Annotated in this window: 23 protein-coding genes and 1 tRNA gene; 10 read left to right on the plus strand and 14 right to left on the minus strand. The window is 58.6% G+C overall.

The features are described 5' to 3' along the window. Positions 1-22 precede the first annotated feature (22 nt). The 3 genes from PMI01S_RS05340 to PMI01S_RS05350 all read right to left on the minus strand — a co-directional run bounded on the left by PMI01S_RS05340 (position 23) and on the right by PMI01S_RS05350 (position 3,102). Positions 23-952: a sigma 54-interacting transcriptional regulator gene (locus PMI01S_RS05340; RefSeq protein ID WP_084318318.1), complete on the minus strand. Its 930-nt coding sequence runs from the start codon at positions 950-952 to the stop codon at positions 23-25. Between the two features lie 59 nt (positions 953-1,011). Next, positions 1,012-1,593, minus strand: coding sequence for an alpha/beta hydrolase (locus PMI01S_RS05345; RefSeq protein WP_084318319.1), 582 nt, complete (start codon positions 1,591-1,593; stop codon positions 1,012-1,014). Positions 1,594-2,028: 435 nt separating this feature from the next. Continuing rightward, on the minus strand, positions 2,029-3,102 hold the full coding sequence (locus tag PMI01S_RS05350) for a fatty acid desaturase (protein ID WP_084318320.1): 1,074 nt from the start codon (positions 3,100-3,102) through the stop codon (positions 2,029-2,031). 100 nt (positions 3,103-3,202) lie between these two features. Here PMI01S_RS05350 and PMI01S_RS05355 point away from each other — a divergent pair, with 100 nt between their 5' ends. After that, entirely contained in the window at positions 3,203-4,207 is a 1,005-nt protein-coding gene (locus tag PMI01S_RS05355) for an AraC family transcriptional regulator (protein WP_084318321.1), read from the plus strand. 152 nt (positions 4,208-4,359) lie between these two features. Here the strand turns inward: PMI01S_RS05355 and PMI01S_RS05360 are convergent, their stop codons facing one another. Together PMI01S_RS05360 and PMI01S_RS05365 are read right to left on the minus strand one after the other, a co-directional pair. Beyond that, a complete protein-coding gene (locus PMI01S_RS05360; RefSeq protein ID WP_084318322.1) occupies positions 4,360-4,725 on the minus strand; it encodes a response regulator in 366 nt (121 codons plus the stop codon). Between the two features lie 70 nt (positions 4,726-4,795). Then, positions 4,796-5,482 carry a Crp/Fnr family transcriptional regulator gene (locus tag PMI01S_RS05365; RefSeq protein WP_084318323.1) on the minus strand — a complete coding sequence of 229 codons (687 nt, stop codon included), beginning with the start codon at positions 5,480-5,482 and terminating at the stop codon, positions 4,796-4,798. Between the two features lie 84 nt (positions 5,483-5,566). Here PMI01S_RS05365 and PMI01S_RS05370 point away from each other — a divergent pair, with 84 nt between their 5' ends. Continuing rightward, positions 5,567-6,085: an Mpo1 family 2-hydroxy fatty acid dioxygenase gene (locus PMI01S_RS05370; RefSeq protein ID WP_084318324.1), complete on the plus strand. Its 519-nt coding sequence runs from the start codon at positions 5,567-5,569 to the stop codon at positions 6,083-6,085. Positions 6,086-6,238: 153 nt separating this feature from the next. Here the strand turns inward: PMI01S_RS05370 and PMI01S_RS05375 are convergent, their stop codons facing one another. The 6 genes from PMI01S_RS05375 to dibA form a co-directional block, all read right to left on the minus strand. Continuing rightward, positions 6,239-7,228, minus strand: coding sequence for a sulfate/molybdate ABC transporter ATP-binding protein (locus PMI01S_RS05375; RefSeq protein WP_084318325.1), 990 nt, complete (start codon positions 7,226-7,228; stop codon positions 6,239-6,241). Positions 7,229-7,231: 3 nt separating this feature from the next. Continuing rightward, positions 7,232-8,104, minus strand: coding sequence for a sulfate ABC transporter permease subunit CysW (cysW, locus tag PMI01S_RS05380; RefSeq protein WP_084318326.1), 873 nt, complete (start codon positions 8,102-8,104; stop codon positions 7,232-7,234). A 13-nt stretch (positions 8,105-8,117) separates the two neighbouring features. Next, the gene (gene cysT / locus PMI01S_RS05385; protein WP_030131597.1) at positions 8,118-8,936 is read right to left on the minus strand and encodes a sulfate ABC transporter permease subunit CysT; all 819 of its coding nucleotides are present in this window, start codon (positions 8,934-8,936) and stop codon (positions 8,118-8,120) included. Between the two features lie 176 nt (positions 8,937-9,112). Further along, positions 9,113-10,126, minus strand: coding sequence for a sulfate ABC transporter substrate-binding protein (locus PMI01S_RS05390; RefSeq protein ID WP_084318327.1), 1,014 nt, complete (start codon positions 10,124-10,126; stop codon positions 9,113-9,115). 144 nt (positions 10,127-10,270) lie between these two features. Next, positions 10,271-10,453, minus strand: a complete 183-nt coding sequence (oscA, locus tag PMI01S_RS05395; protein ID WP_007945260.1) for a sulfur starvation response protein OscA — start codon at positions 10,451-10,453, stop codon at positions 10,271-10,273. A gap of 310 nt (positions 10,454-10,763) precedes the next feature. After that, on the minus strand, positions 10,764-12,683 hold the full coding sequence (gene dibA, locus PMI01S_RS05400; RefSeq protein ID WP_084318328.1) for a phosphodiesterase DibA: 1,920 nt from the start codon (positions 12,681-12,683) through the stop codon (positions 10,764-10,766). A 145-nt stretch (positions 12,684-12,828) separates the two neighbouring features. On the opposite strand from dibA, the gene desA reads away from it, so the two are divergent. Continuing rightward, a complete protein-coding gene (gene desA, locus PMI01S_RS05405) occupies positions 12,829-14,013 on the plus strand; it encodes a delta-9 fatty acid desaturase DesA (RefSeq protein WP_084318329.1) in 1,185 nt (394 codons plus the stop codon). A gap of 247 nt (positions 14,014-14,260) precedes the next feature. Beyond that, entirely contained in the window at positions 14,261-15,250 is a 990-nt protein-coding gene (locus PMI01S_RS05410) for a GGDEF domain-containing protein (RefSeq protein ID WP_084318330.1), read from the plus strand. A gap of 110 nt (positions 15,251-15,360) precedes the next feature. Here PMI01S_RS05410 and PMI01S_RS05415 read toward each other — a convergent pair whose 3' ends face one another. The 3 genes from PMI01S_RS05415 to gabD form a co-directional block, all read right to left on the minus strand. Then, positions 15,361-16,575: a response regulator gene (locus tag PMI01S_RS05415; RefSeq protein WP_084318331.1), complete on the minus strand. Its 1,215-nt coding sequence runs from the start codon at positions 16,573-16,575 to the stop codon at positions 15,361-15,363. Between the two features lie 126 nt (positions 16,576-16,701). Continuing rightward, entirely contained in the window at positions 16,702-17,979 is a 1,278-nt protein-coding gene (gabT, locus tag PMI01S_RS05420; RefSeq protein WP_084318332.1) for a 4-aminobutyrate--2-oxoglutarate transaminase, read from the minus strand. Positions 17,980-18,179: 200 nt separating this feature from the next. Next, on the minus strand, positions 18,180-19,622 hold the full coding sequence (gene gabD / locus PMI01S_RS05425) for an NADP-dependent succinate-semialdehyde dehydrogenase (RefSeq protein WP_084318333.1): 1,443 nt from the start codon (positions 19,620-19,622) through the stop codon (positions 18,180-18,182). Positions 19,623-19,970: 348 nt separating this feature from the next. Here gabD and PMI01S_RS05430 point away from each other — a divergent pair. The 6 genes from PMI01S_RS05430 (at position 19,971) to PMI01S_RS05455 (ending at position 23,902) form a co-directional block, all read left to right on the plus strand. Further along, positions 19,971-20,047, plus strand: a tRNA-Arg gene (locus tag PMI01S_RS05430). Positions 20,048-20,214: 167 nt separating this feature from the next. Then, entirely contained in the window at positions 20,215-21,450 is a 1,236-nt protein-coding gene (locus tag PMI01S_RS05435) for a tyrosine-type recombinase/integrase (RefSeq protein ID WP_084318334.1), read from the plus strand. A 243-nt stretch (positions 21,451-21,693) separates the two neighbouring features. Next, the gene (locus PMI01S_RS05440; RefSeq protein ID WP_084318335.1) at positions 21,694-22,614 is read left to right on the plus strand and encodes a hypothetical protein; all 921 of its coding nucleotides are present in this window, start codon (positions 21,694-21,696) and stop codon (positions 22,612-22,614) included. Positions 22,615-22,692: 78 nt separating this feature from the next. Beyond that, positions 22,693-22,959, plus strand: coding sequence for a helix-turn-helix transcriptional regulator (locus PMI01S_RS05445; protein ID WP_084318336.1), 267 nt, complete (start codon positions 22,693-22,695; stop codon positions 22,957-22,959). Beyond that, on the plus strand, positions 22,956-23,564 hold the full coding sequence (locus PMI01S_RS05450; protein ID WP_084318337.1) for a hypothetical protein: 609 nt from the start codon (positions 22,956-22,958) through the stop codon (positions 23,562-23,564). The genes PMI01S_RS05445 and PMI01S_RS05450 overlap by 4 nt, the downstream gene beginning before the upstream one ends. Next, the gene (locus tag PMI01S_RS05455) at positions 23,561-23,902 is read left to right on the plus strand and encodes a hypothetical protein (protein WP_084318338.1); all 342 of its coding nucleotides are present in this window, start codon (positions 23,561-23,563) and stop codon (positions 23,900-23,902) included. Before PMI01S_RS05450 ends, PMI01S_RS05455 begins: the two co-directional genes overlap by 4 nt. Positions 23,903-24,253: the final 351 nt, after the last annotated feature.

Raw genomic sequence — 24,253 nt, forward strand, 5'->3', positions numbered from 1 at the left:
TGGATCGCGAGCAAGCTTGCTCCTACAAGAGCGCGGTGTTTTTGAGGAGTTGTTTCAGGGCGGCTTGTTCGGTGGCAGAGCCTTTGGTGAGGATGTGCTGGAGTTGCTGCTCGATCTGCGCCAGGGGCGCGAGTGCTTCGGGCAGGTTCAAATGTTCGGGCAAGATCTCGTCGCCGGTGCTGACCAGCAACGCAAAGTGAATGACGTTTTCCAGTTCCCGGGTATTGCCGGGCCAGCTATGCGCCTCTAACAACTGTTGAGCCGCTTCGCTGATCAGCGGCACTGGCGAATCGAGTCGCTGGCTATAGATGCCCAGGAAGTACTCGGACAACGACAGGATATCGCCGACCCGTTCGCGCAAGGCCGGCAGCTCAAGCTGCCCCTCACTGAGGTAGTGATAAAGCCGCTCATGGAATTTACCGGCAGCCACGGCTTGCGCCAGATCGATGCTGGTCGCGGCCACTAGACGCACGTCCACCGGGCTCGGTTGAGGCGCACCGACACGAGTGACTTCATGGTTTTCCAGTGCGGCGAGCAACTTGATCTGAATCGGCAGCGGCAGGTCTCCGATCTCGTCCAGATACAGCGTGCCGCCATTGGCCGAACCGAACCAACCGGCGCGACTGCTTGCCGAGCCGCTGTAACTGCCGGCCGCATAGCCGAACAATTCAGCGTCGGCGTAGGTTGGACTGATCGCGCCGCAATTGACCGAGACGAATAACCCACCACGATCACTGGCGCGATGGATGTGCCGCGCCAACAGCTCTTTACCGCTACCGGTTTCACCACGGATCAATACGGAAATCGAACGCGGCGCCAGTTGTTCCAGCTCCTCGCGCAATTGACGCGAGCGCGGATCAACGAACACCAGCGCCTTGGCGCGGATGCTCAGTGGACTTTTTTCTGCGTCGGGAAAGGTCAGCAGCGGCTGACCGAAGGCTTCAAAACTCATGGCAGGCTCCCGGCCAAAACCGCCGGGAGGCGGGGGCCGTTTTTAAAAAAAGAAAATGCTCAAGCGCGGCGCAGGGCGTGGTGTTCCATGCGGTTTTGCAGGCGATACAGATAAGCAAAACCCTGCTCCCAACGCTGGTGACCGGACTTCACGTTGATGTGCCCGGCACCCGACAGAATCCCCGCCTCGGCGCCCCAGTGACGGGCCAGTTCCAGGGCACGCGGTGCGCTGACGGCATTGTCGTTGTCGGAGCTGACGACCTGGCTCGGAAACGGCAAAAGGTTCGTCGGAATCGGTGCGAAGTTGCGCAGTGCCGGCGCGCAGGCCGGGCGCTCGACGTCCGCTGGCGCGACCAGCAGGGCGCCGCGCACCTGACGCAGAAAATTCAGCGGTGCAGTGGCTGCCCAATGCGCGACTGTGATGCAACCCAGGCTATGGGCAATCAGAATCACCGGCGTGCTGTCGGCGGCAATCGCCTCGGCCAGCGCCGCGACCCAGTCTTCACGACGCGGTGTAAACCAATCGGCCTGCTCCACCCGCGCGCTGTTCGGCAGGCTGTTCTGCCAGTGGCTTTGCCAATGATCTTCTGGCGATCCTTGCCAGCCCGGCACAATCAGGTAGCGAATTGATTCGTTGCGCATGGGGAACTCTCCTGCTGCGTGTCTGTTCCCGGTCGAGTATAGGGAGGAGAGTTATATTCGTTAAGGAATAAGAAGCTATTTATTAAGACCTATATCGAATATAAAACAAATCCAATGTGGGAGCGGGCTTGCTCGCGAATGCGGTGTCAGTCGACATCAACGTTGATTGACACACCGCATTCGCGAGCAAGCCCGCTCCCACATTGGACCTGTGTTTTTCCTGAGGGATAAAAAAGGGGCCGCACCCTGCCAAGGAGACGGCCCCGGAAACTCAAAATCTGTAGCGAGATGATTGGCGGAAACGGTTATCTAATAAAGGAATATTTAATTACTTTATTAGACCTGAATCGCATATGCCAATCACTCCACAGGTCACAACTTAGCGTCCCTTTGGGTCAAATTGATGACCAGCGTTTGAGTTTCCGGATTCATCGGTCAAGCCCGAGCCGCATGCACTTCCTGCGGTTCGACGGTTTCCTTGCGAACAAAGCGGTTGGCCCGGGCAAACGTACCGATATCGTTGAAGCGCACGCCCATCTCGCGCATCACTTTATGCGCCACCGGTGCCGTCATCTGACGGATGTAAAACGGCTCCTTCACCACAAAGTGATGAATGCCGTGAGTACTGCCGAAGTTGAAGCAGAACGCCTGCAACGGCCACAGCCACCAAGCGTTCAACACTTGTGTCTGTTGCATGACGTTGCCCGGCTCCACGTCGCCGTAGTAGTGCATGTTGGAGCTGACAAAGTGCAGGCAGAACGTGCGCAAAACGTTCGGACCGATGATCACCACCGCCGCGATGTCGATCACCTGCATCACTGAGAGCGTGGTCGCCGACCACTCAATCGGTGTCCCCGACAGATGTGCAATGCCGTTGGCGGCGTGGAAGCCGAGGAACACGTACCACGCGCCCCAATGCACCAGCGCGAGTGGCGCATAGACCTTCAATGCGCGTTTGATGATGCTGAACTTATGCTCCCAGGTCTTGGCCCGCAGCATGCGGATGAACGCCGACATCACGTTGTCGCCGACCATCAACAGCCGTGCAAAACCCCAGGGCTCGCCGTTGGTGATCGCCCGTTCTTCCATATCGGTTTCCGTACCGGAAACCTTGTGGTGGTTGAGGTGCAGATGCCGACGAATCCATGGGTTGATCGTGCTTGGCCGCGCCAGCCACACCAGGCCCATCATCAGGTTGTGCGGCACCCGCTGTTTACGAAAGTACATGCTATGAATCAGGTCGTGTTCCAGCTCGTGGGTCAATGAGGCAAAGAACGCGTTGAGCAGCAGACACACCCACCAGGCCATATGCCCGGTGAGGTAGAGCGCTGCAGAGCCGACCATTCCGGCCAGGGCGAAGGCCAGAATGCCCGCCCCCAGGGCGTCCTGATGGTTGAGAATCGGGTAACGCTTGCGCAGTTCGACCCCTCTGGCCAACACCACTTCGCGAATATGCGCAGATCGTTGGGTTGCATTCAGTCGCTGGGGACTTGCAGAAGTACCGTCCATGCTTCCATCCTCTGGTTATTGATGTTCGCATCCTGCCTTGTGAACCCTCACAACGCGGTAGCCGTGGACGCCAACCTGTTGACCGGAAGCGCCAATCAGCATGACTGAACCGACCTCCCTCGCCAGCTGGACCCGCGCCCTGCGCAAGCAACTCGATGCGCTGGGCCTCGACAGCACCGCCCTGTGTCACCAGGCGGGGCTCGACCCGCAATTGATGGACGACCCGAACGCCCGTTACCCGTTGTCCGGCACCACGCGCCTGTGGGAAATCGCCGTGCAGGTCAGTGGCGATCCGGCGATCGGCTTGCGCGTCTCGCGGTTCGTCAGCCCGACCACGTTTCATGCGCTCGGTTATGCCCTGGTGGCCAGTGGCAGTTTGCGGGAAGTGTTCGAGCGCATCGTGCGGTATCACCAGGTGGTCAGCGATGCCCTGGAGCTTGAGTTAATCCGCACCGAAGACCGCTACCGCTTCCGCCTGAAAATCCCGTCAGGCAATCCGGCGCCGGCATTCGAAGCCATCGACGCCTTCGCTGCCATTTACGTGCGCACCTGCCGCAATCGCCTCGGCCGAGACTATGCGCCGCTAGCGGTGTACTTGCGCCGCCCGGAGCCGGCCGACGCGCATCAATGGCACAAAGTCTTCCGCGCCCCGGTGTACTTTTCGGCCGACGAGGACCGACTGGAATTTTCTCTGGTGGATTTCGACAGTCACCTGGACGACGCCAATCCAGAACTGGCGGAACACAACGAAACCGTGCTCAAACGCACGCTGGCGCAACTCAAGCCCCTGACCTGGGAGCGCAAGGTTCGCGACGCCATCGAAGAGCAATTGCCCGAAGGCGAGCCCAGCGCCGAGCACATCGCCCAAGCCCTGCACCTGAGTTTGCGCAGCCTGCAACGGCATCTGGCGGATGAGGGTTGCCGGTTCGATACGCTGCTCAATGAAAGCCGCGAAAACCTGGCACTGCTGCACCTGCGCGACCCGCAATGCTCGTTGAGCGAGATCAGTTATCTGTTGGGGTTTGCCGATACGAGCAGCTTCAGCCGAGCGTTCAAGCGCTGGACGGGGATGACGCCGGGGCAGTTTCGGGATGGGTTGCGCTGACAGGTCCGGAAGGTGGGTTGCCTGGGCCGGCCTCTTCGCGGGCAAGCCCGCTCCCACAGGGATCCAGGGTGTGCAAATGATTCTGTGTACGACGCTGAACCTGTGGGAGCGGGCTTGCTCGCGATGGCGATTGCCCAGGCACCGCAAAAGCTTCAGCGCCCCCGATCCCGCCGCAGCAACTTGCGCACCCGCGCCACCAACTCGCTCACGGCAAACGGCTTGAGCAGATAATCATCCTCATGCAACTCCAACCCGCGCAAGCGATCCTCGATGCCATCCTTGGTGGTGAGGAACAGCACCGGCGTCTCACCAAGCTTGCGGATCTGTTGCAGCAACTGCCAGCCGTTCAACCCCGGCAGCATGACGTCAAGAATGATCAGTTCGTATTCGCCGGTCTCGATGAAGCGGCGGCCGTCCATGCCATTGAGCGCAACATCCACCGAGTAACTCGCCTCGCTCAGGCCTTTGGCCAGGAGTTTGGCGGTCTTCGGTTCGTCTTCCACTAACAGCACACGCATGGCACACCTCAATTGTCGTCGTCACAGGCTAGGCGCCTTCGCAGACAAAGCCCACCTATAACGCTTTGTTTCAAAAAATCGCCAACGCCCGCAACCGCTCGGCATCCAGAATTTCGATCTCGCCGTACTTCAGATTCACAATCCCCTGCCCCTGCAAATCCTTGAGAAGCTGATTGGTGGTCTGGCGTGACAGCGACAACATTGAAGCCAGTTGTTCCTGCGGCAGCTGCAATACCCGTCGCGGCGGGTCGATTTCGCCGTAACCCTTGGCGATCATCAGCAAGCGATGCGCCAAACGTGCCGGCGCCGGCATCAGGCTCAGCTGTTCGAGGCTGATGAAGGTCAGGCGCAGTTTCTGGCTCATCAGCAATGCCAGTTGCCGCCAGTACACCGGTTGCTCATCCAGCATGGCCAACAGCGCCGCTTGCGGGATGTGCAACAGAATGCACTGACCCAGACCGAACGCATCGTGGGTACGCGGCTGACCGTCGAACAGGCAGATTTCACCGAACCAGTGCGGCGATTCCACCAGGCTCAACAGCGCCTCCTTGCCTTGCTCGCTCACCGCGCCAATGCGCACCGCACCTTCGATCACGGCGTACAGCCCACACGGCGGATCGCCGCGCTTGAACAGCCGCTGCCCCGATGACAGGCGCCGCACCTTGGCCGCGGCCAGCAGACTATTCTGTAAGGGAGCAGGTAAATGGCTGAACCATTGCCCCGTCATCAGACGCGAACGCCAAACCTGCATGTCCATCAAAACTCCTGGAGATTGTCGCCTGGCTGACAGAGCGAGAGGTGAACCCGGGGCATGATCAATCACCCTACAGGAGGAATAACAATGAAAAGCCTCGTTGACCATCTCAGTCAATACGCCGCTTACCACCGTGATCCGCGCAATATCGCCAGCCACTTTATCGGTATTCCGCTGATTGTGGTCGCTGTCGCGGTATTGCTGTCGCGGCCGCAATGGGCCGCAGGCTGGCTTTCACCGGCGGTGCTGGTCTCGCTCGCATCGGCCTGGTTCTACCTGCGCCTGGAACTGCGTTTAGGCGTGCTGATGACGGTGCTGCTCGGTCTGTGCGTTTGGGCGGGTCATGTGCTGGCACAGCAAAGCACGCTGGTGTGGCTGGCGAGTGGCATCGGGATGTTTGTGATCGGCTGGGCGATTCAGTTTGTCGGGCATCATTACGAAGGACGCAAACCGGCGTTTGTCGATGATGTGACGGGACTGATTGTCGGGCCGTTGTTTGTGGTGGTGGAGCTGGCGTTTTTGCTGGGGATGCGGCGGGATCTGAAAGAGCAGATCGAGGCGCGGGTGGGCGGGGTGCGTCTGCGTCAGAAAAACGCTGCGGCGTAGGACGCCATCGCGGGCAAGCCCGCTCCCACAGGGGATTTGCAAACGACTCAACTCAATGTAGGAGCTGGCTTGCTAGCGATCAACGATAACGCGGTGTGTCAGACACACCGCAATCGTCGGATCGCCGCCCGCAGCAAGCCGGTTCCTGCAAGGTTAAATGTTGGCGACTTTCTGCCAGACCTTCGGTTTGAAGAACAAGGTTTCGCCCTTCGCCAACCCGATCAGGCTGTCGTGATCCTTCACCACTTCAGCTTCGATCAGCTCGCTCTGGCCTTCGACCTTCAACGTCACCCGGGTCGTGGCGCCCAGCGGCCGGATATCGCGCACCTCGGCCGCGTGGTGGTCGTCCAGTTCATGCCGCGACAGCGACACTTCGTGCGGACGGAACAGCACGTGGTTGTCCTCCCCCAGATGCAGACGGTTCGAATCACCGAGGAAGTGATAAACGAAATCGCTGGCCGGGTTTTCGTAGACGTCGCCCGGTGAACCGATCTGCTCGATCACGCCCTTGTTCATCACCACGATGCGATCGGCGACTTCCATCGCTTCTTCCTGGTCATGGGTCACGAACACCGAGGTCAGGTTGATATCTTCGTGCAACCGCGCCAGCCAGCGACGCAGTTCTTTACGAACCTTGGCGTCGAGTGCGCCGAAAGGTTCGTCGAGCAGCAGGACTTTCGGCTCCACCGCCAACGCACGGGCCAACGCGATACGCTGACGCTGGCCGCCCGAGAGTTGTTCCGGGTAGCGATCCGACAGCCAGTCCAGTTGCACCATGTTCAGCAACTCATGGACTTTCACCGCGATCTGGCTTTCGCTCGGGCGCTGGTTTTTCGGTTTCATGCGCAGGCCGAACGCGACGTTGTCGTACACCGTCATGTGGCGGAACAACGCATAGTGCTGGAATACGAAGCCGACGTTGCGATCACGCACGTCATGGCCGGAAACGTCTTCACCGTGGAACACGATGCTGCCTTGATCCGGGGTTTCCAGGCCGGCGATGATCCGCAGCAGCGTGGTCTTGCCGCAACCCGACGGGCCGAGCAGCGCCACGAGTTCGCCGCTCTGAATGTCCAGGCTGATGTCATTGAGCGCCTTGAACGCATTGAAATTCTTGCTGACGTTACGCACTTCGATCGACATGAATTATTCCTCCGCGGCGCTGGCGCGCAGGCGGTTAATACGATTTTCGCTCCACTGCTTGAGCAGCAGGATGAAGAGCGCCAGGATCAGCAACAGGCTCGCCACGGCGAACGCGGCCACGTGGTTGTATTCGTTGTAGAGGATCTCGACGTGCAGCGGCAAGGTGTTGGTCACCCCGCGAATGTGCCCGGACACCACCGACACCGCACCGAACTCACCCATCGCCCGCGCCGTGCACAGCACCACACCGTAGATCAGGCCCCATTTGATATTGGGAACGGTGACGTGCCAGAACATCTGCCAGCCATTGGCGCCGAGCAGACGCGCGGCCTCTTCCTCCTGAGTGCCTTGTTCCTGCATCAAGGGGATCAGCTCGCGCGCCACGAATGGCACGGTGACGAAAATCGTCGCCAGCACGATGCCTGGCAAAGCGAACACGATCTGAATGTCGTGATCCTGCAACCACGGACCGAACAGGCCCTGCGCACCGAACATCAGCACGTAGACCAGACCGGCGATCACCGGCGACACCGAGAACGGCAAGTCGATCAGGGTCACCAGCATGCTCTTGCCGCGGAACGAGTACTTGCTCACGCACCACGCGGCGCTGACACCGAACACCAGGTTCAGCGGCACCGAAATCAACACGGCGATCACCGTCAGTTTCAGCGCGGACAGGGCATCCGGTTCAAAGATCGCGGCGAAGAACGCACCGAGGCCCAGCTTCAGCCCCTGAGACACCACGATAAACAGCGGCAACAACAGAAACAGCGCAAAAATCAGCCAGCCGAGGCCGATCAGGATTCGCCGCGACGTGGCACTGCCACGGCGGGCGGCGTTGGCCGAAGAGGCGGCCGCAATAGACGATTGGGACATGGTTCGCGCCTCCTTATGGGGTTTCGATGCGGCGTTGCAGCAAGTTGATCAGCAGCAACAGGACGAAGGAAACCACCAGCATCAGTACACCAATGGAGGTAGCGCCGGTGTAATCGTACTGGTCGAGCTTGACCATGATCAGCAGCGGCAGGATCTCGGTTTTCATCGGCATGTTGCCGGCGATGAAAATCACCGAGCCGTACTCGCCGACCCCGCGGGCAAAGGCCAACGCGAAACCAGTCAACCAGGCGGGCAGCAGTGCGGGCACCAGGATATGGCGGAAAACCTGCAACGGTTTTGCACCGAGACACGCCGCTGCCTCTTCCACTTCACGGGGGATATCGGCCAATACTGGCTGTACCGTACGCACTACGAATGGAAGCGTTACAAAAGTCAGCGCCAGCGTGATGCCGAGGGGGGTATAGGCGATCTTGAAGCCAAGGTCCGCCGCGAACTGACCCACCAGCCCGGTCGGGGTGTACAACGCGGTCAGCGCGATACCGGCCACGGCCGTGGGCAATGCGAAGGGCAGATCGATCATCGCATCGATGATCTTGCGACCCGGGAAGGTGTAGCGCACCAGCACCCAGGCCAGTAGCGTGCCGATGATGCCGTTGATGATCGCGGCATAGAGCGCGGTGCCGAAGCTCAGCTTCAACGCCGCCAGTACTCGGGGCGCCGAGATGATCGCCCAGAACTGATCCCAGGTGAGTTGGGCGGCATGCACGAACATCGCCGCCAGTGGAATGAGCACAATCAGGCTGAGGTACACCAAGGTGTAGCCCAGCGTCAGCCCGAAGCCGGGTATGACGGGGGAGATACGACGCGACATAAAAGTCCTTGGTTGAAAAATCAATCAGCTAAACGCGCCAAAGTGGGAGTGGGCTTGCTCGCGAAGAGGCTGGCACATTCAACATATTCGTTGACTGAACCACCGCCTTCGCGAGCAAGCCCGCTCCCACATGTTATGCGCCCAAGCTTAAGGCTCGTGGTGTGGCTAATGGCAGATTACTGCGCCTGGTAAATCTGGTCGAATACACCACCATCATTAAAGAATTTCGGCTGCGCGGATTTCCAGCCGCCGAAGTCCTTGTCGATGGTCACCAGCTCCAGTTTCGGGAACTGCTGGGCGTACTTCGCAGCGACATCCTTGTCACGTGGACGATAGAAGTTTTTCGCCGCGATTTCCTGGCCGGCCGGGCTGTACAGGTGCTTGAGGTACGCTTCGGCGATTTGCTCGTTGCCTTTCTTCTCGGCGTTTTTGTCGACGACGGCCACTGGCGGCTCAGCGAGGATCGACAGCGAAGGCACGACGATTTCGAACTTGTCGGCGCCGCCGTCTTCTTTCAGGGCCAGGAAGGCTTCGTTTTCCCAGGCCAGCAACACATCACCCTGACCGTTGTTGACGAAGGTGATGGTCGAACCGCGCGCACCGGTGTCCAGCACTGGCACGTGTTTGAACAGGGTTTGTACGTATTCTTTGGCCTTGGCTTCGTCGCCGCCGTTGGCTTTCAGGCCGTAGGCCCAGGCCGCGAGGAAGTTCCAGCGAGCACCGCCGGAGGTTTTCGGGTTCGGGGTGATGACCGACACATCGTTCTTGATCAGGTCGCCCCAGTCCTTGATACCTTTAGGGTTGCCTTTACGCACCAGGAACACGATGGTCGAAGTGTACGGCGTGCTCGCTTCCGGCAGACGCTTCTGCCAGTCCGCCGGCAGGGTCTTGCCGAGTTTGGCGATTTCATCGATGTCACCAGCCAGGGCCAGGGTGACCACGTCGGCGCGCAGACCATCGATTACCGCACGGCCCTGTTTGCCCGAACCACCGTGGGATTGCTGGATCTTCACGGTGTCGCCAGCGTGATCTTTCTGCCAGAACTTCACGAACTCAGCGTTGTAATCCTGATACAGCTCGCGAGTCGGGTCGTACGACACATTGAGCAGCTCGTAATCCTTGGCAACCGCGGAACCCGCAAAAAGGGCACTGGCCAGGGCGGCCAAAGCGAAATGACGAATCGACGACATGGTGAAAGCTCCTGAAATTCTGGGCGTGTTGGCTTTTTTTATGATCTGGAATCGGGTTACCTGCTCAAAGATCGCAGCCTTCGGCAGCGCCTACACAAATCCCCTGTAGGAGCTGCCGCAGGCTGCGATCTTTTGATCTTTGGCTCAGCTCGGTTTGTTGCTTGGGTTCTGCAAACGGAATTTTTCTTTGCGTTCGATCTGGACCACCTGAGCGTTGTGCACGGTGATTTCCACGGCGCCGAACCGCAGATCGCGCAGGGCGCTCTGGATCTCACGCAAGATGGTGGCTTCGTCTTGACCGTCAACGCTACGTAGGGATGCGCTCATGGTGCTGCTCCTTCGACTGAGAGGTTGCCTGGCAGTATCCGGCACTGCTTGCGGCGTGAGGCCAATAGTAGATAGGTGCGGATATTCTTAAAAAGACTATTTAAGAATGTTTATATAACCAAAATAAAATGCTTGCCGGGACGAGGGTTTACGCGCAACCAGGGACGCGCGCCCCCTTGTAGGAGCCGGCTTGCTGGCGATGAGGGCATCCCGTCATGTGGGGAGTTTGAGGGCGCCTTCGCCAGCAAGCCGGCTCCTACAGATCCGTGTACAACGCGACAAACAGGCACGCTGCACACAATGGAAGGGGTTAGTGGATTTGCGGTGCGTGCATCCAATCGAGCTGCTGGGCCGGCACCGGTCGACCGAACCAGTAGCCCTGCCCCAGATCACAGCCGTGTTCGAGCAGGAAACCCGCCTGCTCGACCTGCTCGATCCCCTCGGCATGCACCTGCATCCCCATGCTCTGCGCCAGGGCGATGATCACGCGTACGATGGCCCCATCATCCTCATCCCACGGCAACCCGGCCACGAAGCCCTGATCGATCTTGAGCTTCTGTACCGGCAAACGCTTGAGTCGCAACAACGACGAATACCCGGTACCAAAGTCATCGATGGCCAGCCGTACGCCGAGCTCGCGTAAGCGATGCATCTGCTCCAGCGCCACTTCCGGGTCATCCATCACCGCGCTTTCGGTAACTTCCAACTCCAGATACGCCGGATCCAGAGCGGTTTCACGCAGTACCTGCGCCACCTGCTGATACAACTCACGGCGAGCAAACAATCGCGACGAAACATTCACCGCGACAAACGACAACGCGACTCCGGCCTGCTGCCACTGGCACATCTGCTGACATGCCTGGCGCATGACCCAGGCATCGATCTCGGCGATCAACCCGGTGCGTTCGGCAATGGGGATGAATTCCGCTGGCGACACCAGCCCCCGTTGCGGGTGCTCCCAGCGCACCAGCGCCTCGACACCCACCAGGCGACGGGTCATGAGGTCGTGAACCGGCTGGTAATACACCCGCAACTCCTGCTGCTCCAGCGCGCGGCGCAGTTCGAACGCGGTCTCGACCCGCTGTTGCGCATGAGCGGTCAATTCTTCGGTGTACAGCGCATAGCCATCGCGGCCAGCGCTCTTGGCCTTGAACAAGGCCGAGTCGGCGTTGCGCAGTAGCTGTTCAGCGCTCAAGGCATCACTGGGGAACAAACTGATGCCGATGCTGGCGTTGATGAACAGTTGATGTCCGTCGATCGGGAATGGCTCCTTCATGCCGTCGAGGATGCGCTGAGCCAGTGCCGCGGCATGCTCCAACTGTGGACAACTTTCAGCCAATACGGCGAACTCATCGCCGCCCAGCCGCGCCAGCGTGATGCCTGGGCCGAACATGGCCTTCAAGCGCTCGGCCACGGCTTTGAGCAATTGGTCACCAATCGTGTGCCCGAGGCTGTCGTTGATCATCTTGAAGTGATCCAGATCGATCATCAGCAACGCGCAGCCGCGCTTGTGGAGTTGCGCCGAAGTGAGTGCCTGCTCGGTACGGTCAGTGAACAGCAAGCGGTTAGGCAAATCCGTCAGCGGGTCGTGATGAGCCAGATGCTTGAGTTCATGTTCGGAGTTCTTGATCGCGCTGATATCGGAAAACACGGCAACGTAATGGCTGAGCCGACCCTGATCGTCGTGAATAATGCGGATCGTCTGCCATTGCGGATAGATTTCACCGCTTTTTCGACGGTTCCAGATTTCCCCGCTCCATTCGCCGATGCTACTGAGTGTCGAGAACATCGCCTGGTAAAAATCCGCCGAGTGATGACCCGACTTGAACAGGCTCGGTCGCTGGCCCAGCACCTCCTCTAGCGAGTAACCGGTGATTTCCATGAACGCCCGGTTAACGTGGACGATCAAGCCGTTGCAATCGGTGACCAGCACACCTTCACGTGTGCAATCGAAGACCGCAGCCGCCTGACGCAAACGCTCGCGGTCGTCATTTCGCTCACGCAATGTGGCGCCGATCCCCAGGCACCGGAGCAATCGCGCTCGGGCGATGAAGATCAGCCCGGCACTGAACGCAACCCAGACGTAACCGTTGATCAGTTGCCACCGCAGCAGCTCGTCTGAGCTATCGAAGAAACTGTTCAATAAATAGCCACTGAACTGCAGCCAGACTACAGATAGCAACAGATAAAGCAGCGCTGCACGCAACGCGTCGCGATAGGTGGCAAACATTAGGCCGTCCATGTCCCTGCAAAAGGGTGGAATTATAGGTCAAGAAACATCCAGCCACTCTTATCTGAAAGGGCGACTGGTTTTATCTGTGGGCTTAGTGATAATGCAACGGCTGTTTTTTTCTTTATCGAGGGCCCTATAGCCTATGTGGTACGAAGGTTTTCTCGGCTTGTCGCCCTGGTCACTGGTGGCAGTCACCCTGCTGATGACCCACGTTACGATTATCGGCGTCACGGTCTATCTGCATCGTTATTCAGCCCATCGCTCGCTCGAGCTCAATGCTGGCCTGAAACATTTTTTCCGCTTCTGGCTGTGGCTGACCACGGCGCAGAACACCCGCGAGTGGACCGCCATCCACCGCAAGCATCACGCCAAATGCGAAACCGTCGATGACCCGCACAGCCCGGTTATCAAGGGCTTGTCCACCGTTCTGCGCAAAGGCGCCGAGCTGTACCGCGCCGAAGCGGAAAACCCCGAGACCCTGCGCATCTACGGCAAGAACTGCCCCGAAGACTGGATCGAACGCAACCTCTACAGCCGTTACCCGCTGCTGGGCGTGGCGATCATGGCCGTCATCGACCTTCTGCTGTTCGGCACCATCGGCATCACCATCTGGGCCATCCAGATGATGTGGATTCCGGTCTGGGCCGCCGGCGTGGTCAATGGCCTGGGCCATGCCGTCGGCTACCGCAACTTCGAATGCCGCGATGCGGCGACCAACCTGGTGCCCTGGGGCATCCTGATCGGCGGCGAAGAACTGCATAACAACCATCACACCTACCCTAACTCGGCAAAACTGTCGGTGAAGAAGTGGGAGTTCGACCTCGGCTGGGCCTGGATCCAGGTCTTCAGTTTCCTGCGTCTGGCCAAGGTTCAACGGGTTGCACCAATCGCCCACCGGGTAGAAGGTAAAGGCAGCCTGGACATGGACACCGCCATGGCCATCCTCAACAACCGCTTCCAGATCATGGCCCAGTACCGCAAATTGGTGATCGCGCCGCTGGTCAAACAGGAACTGGAAAAGGTCGATCACTCGGTCCGTCACCAGTTCCACCGAGCCAAACGCCTGCTCTCCCGGGAAACCAGCCTGCTCGATGACAAACACCACGTACGCATCCAGACCATGCTCGAGCACAGCCAGGCGCTGAAGGTAATTTACGAGAAACGACTGGCCTTGCAGCAGATCTGGGTCAAGACCAGCTCAAATGGTCACGACATGCTGGCCGCCATCAAGGATTGGGTACACGAAGCCGAAGCCAGCGGGATTCAATCCCTGCGCGACTTCGCCGATCAGTTGAAGACCTACTCCCTGCGCCCTGCCGCTGTCTGACCCTGCTGAGGGGCTTTCTGTGGCGAGGGAGCTTGCTCCCGCTCGGCTGCGCAGCAGACGCAAAACCTGACGACGCGTTTTAGCCAAAAAAACGCGTCGCCAATACCGCCCGGCGGGAGCAAGCCCCCTCGCCACCCCAGGCGGGAACTAAGCTCCAAATCCCCTATCTCAAAGACACTTCGCCACTACGGCGGGCTTTGTTGCGACCGCTGTCCAATACGCGGCACGCCCTTTGAGATTTGTGTCGATGGTCACCAAGAACCTCCAAGACTCATCCCTACCCCAGTGGCCCGAGGCCGCACAAACCCTGATGGCGCTGATGCATGCCCAAGGCGAAGTCGCACGCCTGAGCGAACGCGAACAGCTGTTCAGTTCTCTGCTGGTCAGCGTCAACGCGGTGCTTTGGGCTTTCAACTGGGAAACCCGTCAGGTGCTCTACGTGAGCCCCGCCTATGAGCGGATCTTCGGCCGTTCCGCAGGCCTGTTGCTGTCCGACTCCAACCAGTGGCGTGACAGCATTTACCCTGACGATCTGGAGTACGCCGAACGCAGCCTCGCCGAAGTGCTGGAAAAAGGCGCCGTTGAAGACCGCGAGTACCGCATCATCGCCGCCGACGGCCAGGTTCGCTGGCTCAGTGACAAGTGCTTCATCAACCGTCAGGCCGAACCGGGCCAGCCGCTGATCATTGTCGGCATTGCCGAAGACATCACCGAAAAGAAGCAGATGGAAAGCGAGCTGCATCGCCTGGCCACCACCGACGTCCTGACCCAGAGCAGCAATCGCCGGCACTTCTTCGACTGCGCCCATCATGAGTTCGAACTGGCGCGCCAACAGGGCGCGCCGCTGGCGTTTCTGCTGCTGGACATCGATGACTTCAAGGTGATCAACGACACCTACGGTCACCCGGAAGGCGACAACGTACTGCAACACGTCGCCGAGACCGGTCGCGGGGCGTTGCGTCGCGGCGATGTGTTTGGACGAATCGGTGGCGAGGAATTCGCCGCGGTGTTTCCCGGCTGTGCGCCCGACATGGCCATGCAAGTGGCCGAGCGTCTGCAACGGGAGATTCAGCGATTGAGCTTCACCCATGGCCACCAGACATTCGGCATCACCGTCAGCCAGGGCTTGACCAGCCTGACCGCCGAGGATGAAAGCATCGAGAGCCTGTTTGCCCGGGCGGACGCGGCGATGTATGAAGCGAAGCGCCAGGGCAAGAACCGGATCATATCCGGCTGACACCTCCTGTAGGAGCCGGCTTGCTGGCGATGGCATCACCGCGGTAAATCAGCCACACCGCTTTGCCCGGATCGCCAGCAAGCCGGCTCCTACAGGGTTTGGGGTCAGGTTTATTTTTTGCGCAAACGCATCAACTCCGGCAAGCCAATCTTGAGCAACCGCGCCGGCCGGCTCTTGGCCAGCACCTCAATGCCCTCATGCTCGGTCAGACGCGCCATCTGCGCCGCCATGTTCATCACCAGAGCCTCGCGGGAGTAAACCCCGCCACCGAGTTGGTACACCGCCGCAATCAGCTCTCGCAGCTCCAGGGGCAAGCGCCAGCGGGTGCGCAGCGCGGAACCGTACGCCGCGCCGAATTCAGCGAGGGCATCACCCACCTCCTCCCATTCATCCAACTCACCGCCGGCCTGTTTCCATTCCTGCAAACAGCGCAGCAACGCCAGATCACCCAGGCGATGCAACATCCCGGCGCAATAGCACCGCTCCTGATCCAGATCCAGCAAGCGCGCCAGTGTCCGGGCATATTCGGCGGTGTGCAGCGACAGCTCCCAATAACGTTCGGCATAGTCCGCCAATAATGGATCACTAAGCCGTGCACTGCGCTTGAGCGCCAACCCCAGAATCAGGTTCATGCTCTGCCCGCTGCCCAGCCGATGCAACGCCTGGGACAGGGTTTGCACGGCGACGCCATGATGCTGGGCCGCGCTGTTGGCGGCAGCGATCAGGACTGCGGTGATCTGTGGATCAATGCGGATTTCATCTTCCAGGAGTTTCAGGTCAAGGCCGTTTGGATTAAGGCTACGCTTGACCGCCAGTTGCACGTCGGTCATCAGCGGCGCACCGTCGGCAAACTCACGACGACGCTCCAGGTACGTCGACAAGGTCATGCCGGGCGCCAACGTCGGCACTTCACAAGACACCTCTTCACCGGCGTTCAGCAGCAGATCCTGCAGACGGAGGGTCAGGCTTTCCATGTTCAGGGGTTTAGTCAGGTACGCTGCAGGCGCCAAGGGCAACGCTTCGCGCACACTGGCACTGTCGTTGCGGCTGCTCATCAGAATAAAGGGCAGCGGCGGATTGCGTTTGCGCTGGCGGACACTGCGCAAGACATTCAAGCCATCGACACCGGGCAACTCCCAGTCGACGATCACCAAGTCGTAAGGATTTTCCGCCAGCAACTCCAGCGCCTGCTGACCATCGGCACACAGGTCGAGGCGCGCATCACAACGCACATTCAACAGCACCTGCTTGAGCAGGTCGCGGGACCAGGGATCAGCCTCGGCGATCAGCACACGTGGTACAGCGGGTAAAACCACAGCAGTCATTTGCACACTCCATCAGCAATGCTTGCACCTTAGTCAATGCTGGCCACTCGATACAGCGCGTTGTGTTTCTGGTGGCGTAAAAAAACCCGCCGAAGCGGGTTTTTTGTCGATCAGCTCACAAATCGATCAGAGCTCCGAGAAGCACTCTTCGATGATCGCCAGACCTTTGTCCAGTTGCTCGTCCGGCGAAGTCAGCGGTACCAGCACGCGCAGAACGTTGCCATAAGTGCCGCAGGACAGCAGGATCAGGCCTTTTTCGCGAGCCTTGGCCACAACGGCGGCTACCGCTGGAGCGTTCGGCTTGTGGCTGTCGCCGTCAACGAACAGCTCGACCGCGATCATCGCGCCCAGGGCACGGACTTCGCCGATGACCGGGTACTTGGCCTGGATGGCCTTGAGGCCAGTGACCAGACGCTCGCCGACAGCCTTGCAGCGGTCCAGCAGGTGCTCTTCTTCGAACACTTCCATCACGGCCAGGGCCGCGGCGCAAGCGATCGGGCTACCGGCGTAGGTGCCGCCCAGGCCGCCTGGAGCGATGGCGTCCATGTATTCGGCCTTGCCGCACACACCGGCCAGCGGGAAGCCGCCAGCGATGGATTTGGCGAAGGTGGTCAGGTCGGCAGCAACGCCCATCTGCTCCATGGCGAAGAAAGTACCGGTACGGCCAGCGCCAGTTTGCACTTCGTCAGCGATCAACAGGATGCCGTGCTGGTCGCACAGAGCGCGCAGGCGCTTCATGAACTCTTTAGGCGCGACGTAGAAACCGCCTTCGCCCTGAACCGGCTCGATGATGATGGCAGCGATGTCACGCGGCTCGGCGTCGTTCTTGAAGATGCGTTCGATGCTGGCGATCGAATCGTCGATGCTCACACCGTGCAGTTCGTTCGGGTACAGCGCGCGGAAGATGCCGCCTGGCATCAGGCCCATGCCGGCCGAGTAAGGCACGACTTTACCGGTCAGGCCCAGGGTCATCATGGTGCGACCGTGGTAAGCGCCGGTGAAGGCGATCACGCCGGCACGGCCAGTGGCAGCACGGGCGATTTTCACGGCGTTTTCTACGGCTTCGGAACCGGTGGTCACCAGCAGGGTTTTCTTGGCGAAATCACCTGGTACCTTGGCGTTGATTTTTTCGCACACTTCTACGTACGGCTCGTAAGCCAGTACCTGAAAGCAAGTGTGGGTCAGCTTGTTCAGCTGCTCGGTCACCGCTGCGATGATTTTCGGGTGCACGTGACCGGTATTCAGCACGGCGATACCGCCGGCGAAGTCGATGAACTCGCGACCTTCAACGTCGGTCACGGTGGCGTTCTTCGCGTGGTCGGCGAAGATCGGGTGAATCTGGCCAACACCGCGTGGTACAGCGGCTTCGCGGCGTTTCATCAGGGATGCGTTAGTCTTGCTCATAAAGTCCTCATTCACCGCTCATCGGGCGGCGTGGTTCAAGGAAAATGCGGCGGGGTGCAACGGCGACAGCATGCGATGATCGACTGCCACAGCGTTCCCGGCCACAGAGAAAATTCCGGTTGAAGCGCGCAAAGGGTCAGCGCTCTCGTGCCCTTTGCGCTTGAAGCAAAATGCCTTGCCGTGGCCTATCTGTTACGAGATTAGATGCCCAGGCAGAGGTATTTGATTTCCAGGTAATCTTCGATGCCGTACTTGGAGCCTTCACGGCCCAGGCCCGACGCCTTGATGCCGCCGAACGGCGCGACTTCGTTGGAGATCAGCCCGGTGTTGACGCCGACCATACCGTATTCCAGCGCTTCGGCCACACGGAACACACGGCCCAGGTCGCGAGCGTAGAAGTACGAGGCCAGACCGAACTCGGTGTCGTTCGACATCGCAATCACTTCGGCTTCGTCTTTGAAGCGGAACAGCGGCGCCAATGGACCGAAAGTTTCTTCCTTGGCCACAGCTGCGTTCTTCGGCACGTTGGTCAGGATGGTCGGCTCGAAGAAGTTGCCTTCCATGCTCTTGCCGCCGGACAGCACGGTGGCGCCTTTGGAAACGGCGTCAGCAATGTGCTCTTGAACCTTGGCCACGGCTTTTTCGTCGATCAGCGGACCGGTGGTGGTGCCTTCTTCGAGACCGTTGCCGATCTTGAGTTTGGACACCGCCACTTTCAGCTTCTCGGCGAACGCGTCGTAGACCGAATCCTGAATGTACAGACGGTTGGCGCAGACGCAGGTCTGGCCGTTGTTGCGGTATTTGGAAATGATCGCGCCTTCGACGGCCTTATCCAGGTCCGCGTCGTCGAACACGATGAACGGCGCGTTACCGCCCAGCTCCAGGGAGACTTTCTTGATGTCCTTGGCGCATTCAGCCATCAGCTGACGACCGATTTCGGTCGAGCCAGTGAACGACAGTTTGCGCACGATCGGGTTGCTGGTCAGCTCGCTGCCGATGTCGCCGGCACTGCCGGACACAACGCTGAATACGCCAGCAGGAATGCCGGCACGCTGGGCCAGTTCAGCCAGAGCGAATGCGGAAAACGGAGTTTGCGAAGCAGGCTTGAGCACCATGGTGCAACCGGCGGCCAGGGCCGGGCCGGCTTTACGGGTGATCATCGCGGCCGGGAAGTTCCACGGGGTAATTGCCGCGGTCACGCCGATTGGCTGCTTGATCACGATCAAGCGCTTGTCTGGCTGGTGGCCCGGAATCACGTCACCGTAGACGCGCTTGGCTTCTTCGGCGAACCACTCGATAAAGGAGGCGGCGTAAACGATTTCGCCCTTGGCTTCAGCCAACGGCTTGCCCTGCTCCATGGTCATCAAGCGAGCCAGGTCGTCCTGGTTCTCGATGATCAGCTCGAACCAGCGACGCAGCTTGTTCGCACGGTCCTTGGCGGTCAGTGCACGCCAAGCCGGCAGCGCTTTGTCAGCAGCTTCGATCGCACGGCGGGTTTCGGCAGCGCCCATTTTCGGCACGGTGCCCAGAATTTCGCCCGTTGCCGGGTTGTTGACCTTGATCGTCTGACCATTGTCCGCATCGACCCAAGCGCCATCGATGAAGGCTTGCTGGCGGAACAACTGGGTGTCTTTAAGCTGCATGTCGGCTTTCCTTAACAGCACCGCGGCAGGCGCGGAGCAAATTATGATTGTAGAAAGGCGCCTGAAAGGCTGCCGTCAGGGAAATCATTCACCGGGCTGAAGCACATAAATAGCGCACGGAATGAACTCGTGCGGTTCAGCACCCAGACAAGAGCGTTTGAAATCTCAAACGAATCCTAGGATCAAAGGGGTTAAAGGACAATAGGCTGTTCGAAAAAAAGAACGAAAACGCCGCATTTGCCCAATTTTTCTGATCAACGTAGCAAACGCAGGTTACGCTTTGAAAAAGCGCAGTCGATTCAGCAGCATGGACGCCCGCAGTGCATATGAGTATCATGGCGCCCGCTTGCACCAGTAGCTCAGCTGGATAGAGTACTGCCCTCCGAAGGCAGGGGTCGTGGGTTCGAATCCCGCCTGGTGCACCATATAGCAGTCTAGACCTGTCTCAGACAGTCTACAAAACACCCCAAGAAGCCCGCCCTGTGCGGGCTTTCTTGTTTCTGGCTATCCATCCCTGTCTACCCCTATAACTTCACGCCGTGTATGCCCACGTGTATGCTTTGAGATTCATTGAACTGGAGGCATACACGCAGTGAAGCGTACTGAAATCAAACGCCGCCCATTGGCCGACACTACTCTTGCAGGCTTGGAGCCAGAGAATGCTACGTATCGGGAGCAAGACGGCAACGGCTTGTATTTTCGGGTCAAGGCAAATGGGCAGAAGTCGTGGGAGTTGCGCTACAAAAAACCAGATGGGAAATGGTCCTGGCTGGGCCTAGGCGGTTACCCCGAAATCAGTGGCTCGCTAGCCAGGCAGAAGGCAGCGCAGCTGCGGGATGACGCATCGACTGGTAAAAATCCTTTAGTCAGTAAGCAGGCTCGCAGGATTGCTGACCGGGTGGCTGCCAACAACACTTTCGAAGCATTAGGGCGCGAATGGTTTGAGGCTAGGCGCTCAAGCTGGGAAGCCGGCACGTCCCGTCGAGTCCTTGGTGCCCTGGAGCTTCACGTGTTTCCCGTTTTCGGCAAACGCATCTACACAGAAATACTTCCCCTTGAATGGATGGAGTTTCTGCGCGGCATGGAGCAGAAAGGGATCATTGAGCAAATGGGCAGAGTTCGGGCCTTCTGCAAAGAGATCTACGACTTGGCACGCGTGACAGGCCGAGCGATCCACAACCCCCTTGAGGGCCTCAATAAATTTCTACAGACACGCAGTGCTGAAAATTATGCACACGTATCAATAGAAGAGTTGCCTGCATTACTTCGTGCTATCAACTCTTACCCTCACGCGAAGGATGTCCGTCTAGGTCTCCGCTTGCTCGCCTTATTAGCGGCACGCCCGAGTGAGATTCGAGAGGCACGCTGGTCAGAAATCGACCTCAACAAAATGCTATGGACGATTCCAGCCGAGCGAATGAAGCGTCGTCGCGAGCACGTAGTGCCTCTATCTCGCCAGGCCATTGAAGCGATAACGGAGCTGCGCACGCTGACAGGGGCATACCCTCTTCTCTTCCCTGGCAGAAAAGATCGAACCATCCCCCGTAGCAATACCGTCTTTCTGATGGCGCTGCGCAGACTGGGATACGCGGGCCGGCAAACTGGCCATGGCTTCCGCCATATCGCGAGCACGATCCTTAATGAACAGGGCTTTGACGAGAACCACATTGAGGCCCAGCTTTCTCACGTAAAAGAGGGAATTGCAGGGGTATACAACAAGGCGGTGTACCTGCCTCAGCGCAAAGTCATGATGCAGTGGTATGCAGATCATCTTGATGAGCTGGCAACTGGCAATGTCGTTCAAGTCCAATTTGGAAAGGTGATATGAGGTTCCTTATCAATTCCCCCTCCAAAAACGGTGTTACGCGTGTTACTTGTGTAACGAAACTCTATAACTCATTGAATATAAAGAGTTTAGTTCACGTTACACGAAGAAATGGTCAGCGCTACACGACGTGTTGCGTGGTCGAGTCGTGTAACAACATTTGCCCAGCCACCTCACTGTTGGTCGAGGAGGACCTATTCGTGAACCGCTGCATTCATAACGCCAAGCGGGGCAAAGGGGCGGTGAATGGACGATGAGAATATGCCGATCGGCCGTCTAGAGATTGCTGGCTTCGATGTCAGTAATTTGCTTTGGGAACTAGATGACATCGAACAGGCCGTGCGTGAGTTAGCGTTGTATTCGCCGTTTCGGGAGTATTTCAAAGAGGCGCTGGAGCTGGCCAATTACGCCACCTCATTCTGGCTTGAGGATGGCCGTTATCCTGATCGAGCAGGGTCGGTGGTCGCTACAATGTTTCGACTCCGCGACGAGATCGAAGAACATGCCAGCTACGCCGATGCAGCCTCACTGCCGAGTGTCATACGACGGTTTCATAACATTGATCACAACGCTGCGGACTCGCAACTCGTGGCGACTTACACCCTAGTGCAGAGCATTCAAGCCATTCAAGTTCTCGCCAACTGGCTCTTTGAAACGGAACTCTACGTCTTCGACCTTGACGCAGACCTCATAGCCCAAATGCAAGTAACAGATCCTAAGAAATATTGCGCACTGGCCGAAAAGGAGCGACTAAAGGATCCAGGCGGGGAAATTGACGCTCGTGAATCCTTCCGCACATTCATGGGCGATGCCGACAAGGCGATCATGCTAGCAAGTCTCTACAGACAAGTTGAGGACACCGACGTATCGAACGGTAATTTCAAAGTGGCTAATTTTCTAAGTGAGGCGCTGAGTAAAGCGTTTTCTGCCAAGGCCTCGCAAAGAGCCGCGGCGGCGGGCAAGGCCAACAGAAAGCCGGAGTCGGTAAAGCAGCAGGATGCCGCGAATCTTTTCGAGCGCATTCGCAGTGCGGCTGACCGTCACATTTTGGCCAATCCTGCTATTTCAGAGCGGGAACTTAAAAAAGCTTTGGTAAAAAAAGAAGGCATAGCGTCTGAGCCTACCGTCAAAAAATACCTGGTTATAGGAGGATACCTACCGCGATAATTTCAATCAAAACCAAACCGTGTTTGCTTTTTTCTCCCTCTCTAGTCTGTGCCTGTCTCTCACCATATAGGCACGACTATGACATCCTCCATCCAAGCAATTAATACCAAATCCCCACCTCGCGACCCCGCGACAACCCTCATTCGTATCAACGAAGTCATTGCGATGGTAGGCCTTGCTCGCCCCACCATCTACAAGCTCATGCAGCGCGCTGACTGCAACTTTCCCCTGCCCGTCAAATTGAGCAACAGCAACGCACGTGGCGCCCCTGTCGCCTGGGTTCTTTCCGAAGTGCAAGCATGGACACGAAGCCGCATCGAGGCGCGCGACCAGGTGGCCGCATGAAGCGCAACTACAGTCCATTCAAAGGGCCGTTTCTCGATTCCTACAGCATCGGATTTCGCCTCTATCAGCCCGGGGCAATCAACTGGCGTCATCGCACCATCGCCGGCGTGAGCTGGAACGGGGAAGAACAAGAAGCCTTCTTTTTCAACCCTGATGGCCTGGTCCTTCCGCTTAAACCCAATCCGTGGGAATTGCCTGAACTGATCCGCCAAAACGCGGTACGCAGGGAGTTTTCCAGCATCCACGGCACCGGCCATTTCGCGATGAAAGAGGGCCGTCGCACCGTCCTGAAATCGCTGGGTATGACCGACTGGGTCACCTACTGGCTGGTCGATCTATCGGCCGGATTCGCGAACGATCCGGCGGTATGGCGACACATCACTGAGCAGGATCTTGCCGAGGAAAAAACCGCAAGTGAGTGCCTGCACCGTGAAATGAAGTTGACCTCGGATCTCACCAGCTATGTGGACGAATGCCTGACTCAGCAGCGCGAACTGCTTGCGGTAGAACATCGCCGACGGTGCGTCGAGGACAGCAAGATTTTGGCTTGGCTCAAAGGTGAAACAACACCGCCGCTGTTCACCAATATGCAGGAGGCGGCATGACACCGACCTTTCTCCCCCACCAGGCCTTGGATTTCGTCGGTGTACTTGAGGCATCTCTGCCTTCTAGCGCAGAGATCAATGGTCGCCAGCGCTTGCTTGCCCTACGCGATCAAGCGATTTCGGCCGGTGCTCAGGTACTGATCGTCCTGTGGCATGACCTGGAATGGACGCTGTTAGCGACTCAGCCGCCAGCAGACGTGGTGATCAGCGACGCTCGCGAACTGATTCCCAACCTGCTGTGCAATCCCGAAGCGCTACAGCAGATGCAGCAAGGGGCTCGCCAAGGCAACCACTTGCAATGGCTCACCCTCGCTCGCCCCGCCACCACTCAGCACTAACGAAAACGCCCCCGGGAGCGATCCGGAGGCGTTGAGGTAAATCTACATGCCCGCACAATTTATGCCGCATCAAAGAAATGCGCAAGATCTCCGCACGGTTGCACTTTGCAAAACAGGACGTTACTCTTTGGCCGTCGCTGCAAATTCAGCGATTGGGCTTGGCGGCCCAAACAGTACAAGGCGCAACAGCGCCCCCATTACGATTGCAGGCGCTTTTTTTGTGCCCGCACTCCTGTGTTATGGCGGGTTGCGTAGGAGCACCCTCGGGTGCGCCGGTCTCCTTGTACGCCGGTCCGCCAATCCTGCGCAATCCGTCACCCAAATCTGCTTGGCGGCAGACGGTGACGGTTC

The organism is Pseudomonas migulae NBRC 103157, from assembly GCF_002091715.1.
GTDB classification, from domain to species: Bacteria; Pseudomonadota; Gammaproteobacteria; order Pseudomonadales; family Pseudomonadaceae; genus Aquipseudomonas; species Aquipseudomonas migulae_A.

Excerpts from the sequence above, each read along its gene's own strand:
- PMI01S_RS05340 (WP_084318318.1), bottom strand. The coding sequence starts at position 952 with ATGAGTTTTGAAGCCTTCGGTCAGCCGCTGCTGACCTTTCCCGACGCA.
- PMI01S_RS05345 (WP_084318319.1), bottom strand. The coding sequence starts at position 1,593 with ATGCGCAACGAATCAATTCGCTACCTGATTGTGCCGGGCTGGCAAGGA.
- PMI01S_RS05350 (WP_084318320.1), bottom strand. The coding sequence starts at position 3,102 with ATGGACGGTACTTCTGCAAGTCCCCAGCGACTGAATGCAACCCAACGA.
- PMI01S_RS05355 (WP_084318321.1), top strand. The coding sequence starts at position 3,203 with ATGACTGAACCGACCTCCCTCGCCAGCTGGACCCGCGCCCTGCGCAAG.
- PMI01S_RS05360 (WP_084318322.1), bottom strand. The coding sequence starts at position 4,725 with ATGCGTGTGCTGTTAGTGGAAGACGAACCGAAGACCGCCAAACTCCTG.
- PMI01S_RS05365 (WP_084318323.1), bottom strand. The coding sequence starts at position 5,482 with ATGGACATGCAGGTTTGGCGTTCGCGTCTGATGACGGGGCAATGGTTC.
- PMI01S_RS05370 (WP_084318324.1), top strand. The coding sequence starts at position 5,567 with ATGAAAAGCCTCGTTGACCATCTCAGTCAATACGCCGCTTACCACCGT.
- PMI01S_RS05375 (WP_084318325.1), bottom strand. The coding sequence starts at position 7,228 with ATGTCGATCGAAGTGCGTAACGTCAGCAAGAATTTCAATGCGTTCAAG.
- cysW (WP_084318326.1), bottom strand. The coding sequence starts at position 8,104 with ATGTCCCAATCGTCTATTGCGGCCGCCTCTTCGGCCAACGCCGCCCGC.
- cysT (WP_030131597.1), bottom strand. The coding sequence starts at position 8,936 with ATGTCGCGTCGTATCTCCCCCGTCATACCCGGCTTCGGGCTGACGCTG.
- PMI01S_RS05390 (WP_084318327.1), bottom strand. The coding sequence starts at position 10,126 with ATGTCGTCGATTCGTCATTTCGCTTTGGCCGCCCTGGCCAGTGCCCTT.
- oscA (WP_007945260.1), bottom strand. The coding sequence starts at position 10,453 with ATGAGCGCATCCCTACGTAGCGTTGACGGTCAAGACGAAGCCACCATC.
- dibA (WP_084318328.1), bottom strand. The coding sequence starts at position 12,683 with ATGTTTGCCACCTATCGCGACGCGTTGCGTGCAGCGCTGCTTTATCTG.
- desA (WP_084318329.1), top strand. The coding sequence starts at position 12,829 with ATGTGGTACGAAGGTTTTCTCGGCTTGTCGCCCTGGTCACTGGTGGCA.
- PMI01S_RS05410 (WP_084318330.1), top strand. The coding sequence starts at position 14,261 with ATGGTCACCAAGAACCTCCAAGACTCATCCCTACCCCAGTGGCCCGAG.
- PMI01S_RS05415 (WP_084318331.1), bottom strand. The coding sequence starts at position 16,575 with ATGACTGCTGTGGTTTTACCCGCTGTACCACGTGTGCTGATCGCCGAG.
- gabT (WP_084318332.1), bottom strand. The coding sequence starts at position 17,979 with ATGAGCAAGACTAACGCATCCCTGATGAAACGCCGCGAAGCCGCTGTA.
- gabD (WP_084318333.1), bottom strand. The coding sequence starts at position 19,622 with ATGCAGCTTAAAGACACCCAGTTGTTCCGCCAGCAAGCCTTCATCGAT.
- PMI01S_RS05440 (WP_084318335.1), top strand. The coding sequence starts at position 21,694 with ATGGACGATGAGAATATGCCGATCGGCCGTCTAGAGATTGCTGGCTTC.
- PMI01S_RS05445 (WP_084318336.1), top strand. The coding sequence starts at position 22,693 with ATGACATCCTCCATCCAAGCAATTAATACCAAATCCCCACCTCGCGAC.
- PMI01S_RS05450 (WP_084318337.1), top strand. The coding sequence starts at position 22,956 with ATGAAGCGCAACTACAGTCCATTCAAAGGGCCGTTTCTCGATTCCTAC.
- PMI01S_RS05455 (WP_084318338.1), top strand. The coding sequence starts at position 23,561 with ATGACACCGACCTTTCTCCCCCACCAGGCCTTGGATTTCGTCGGTGTA.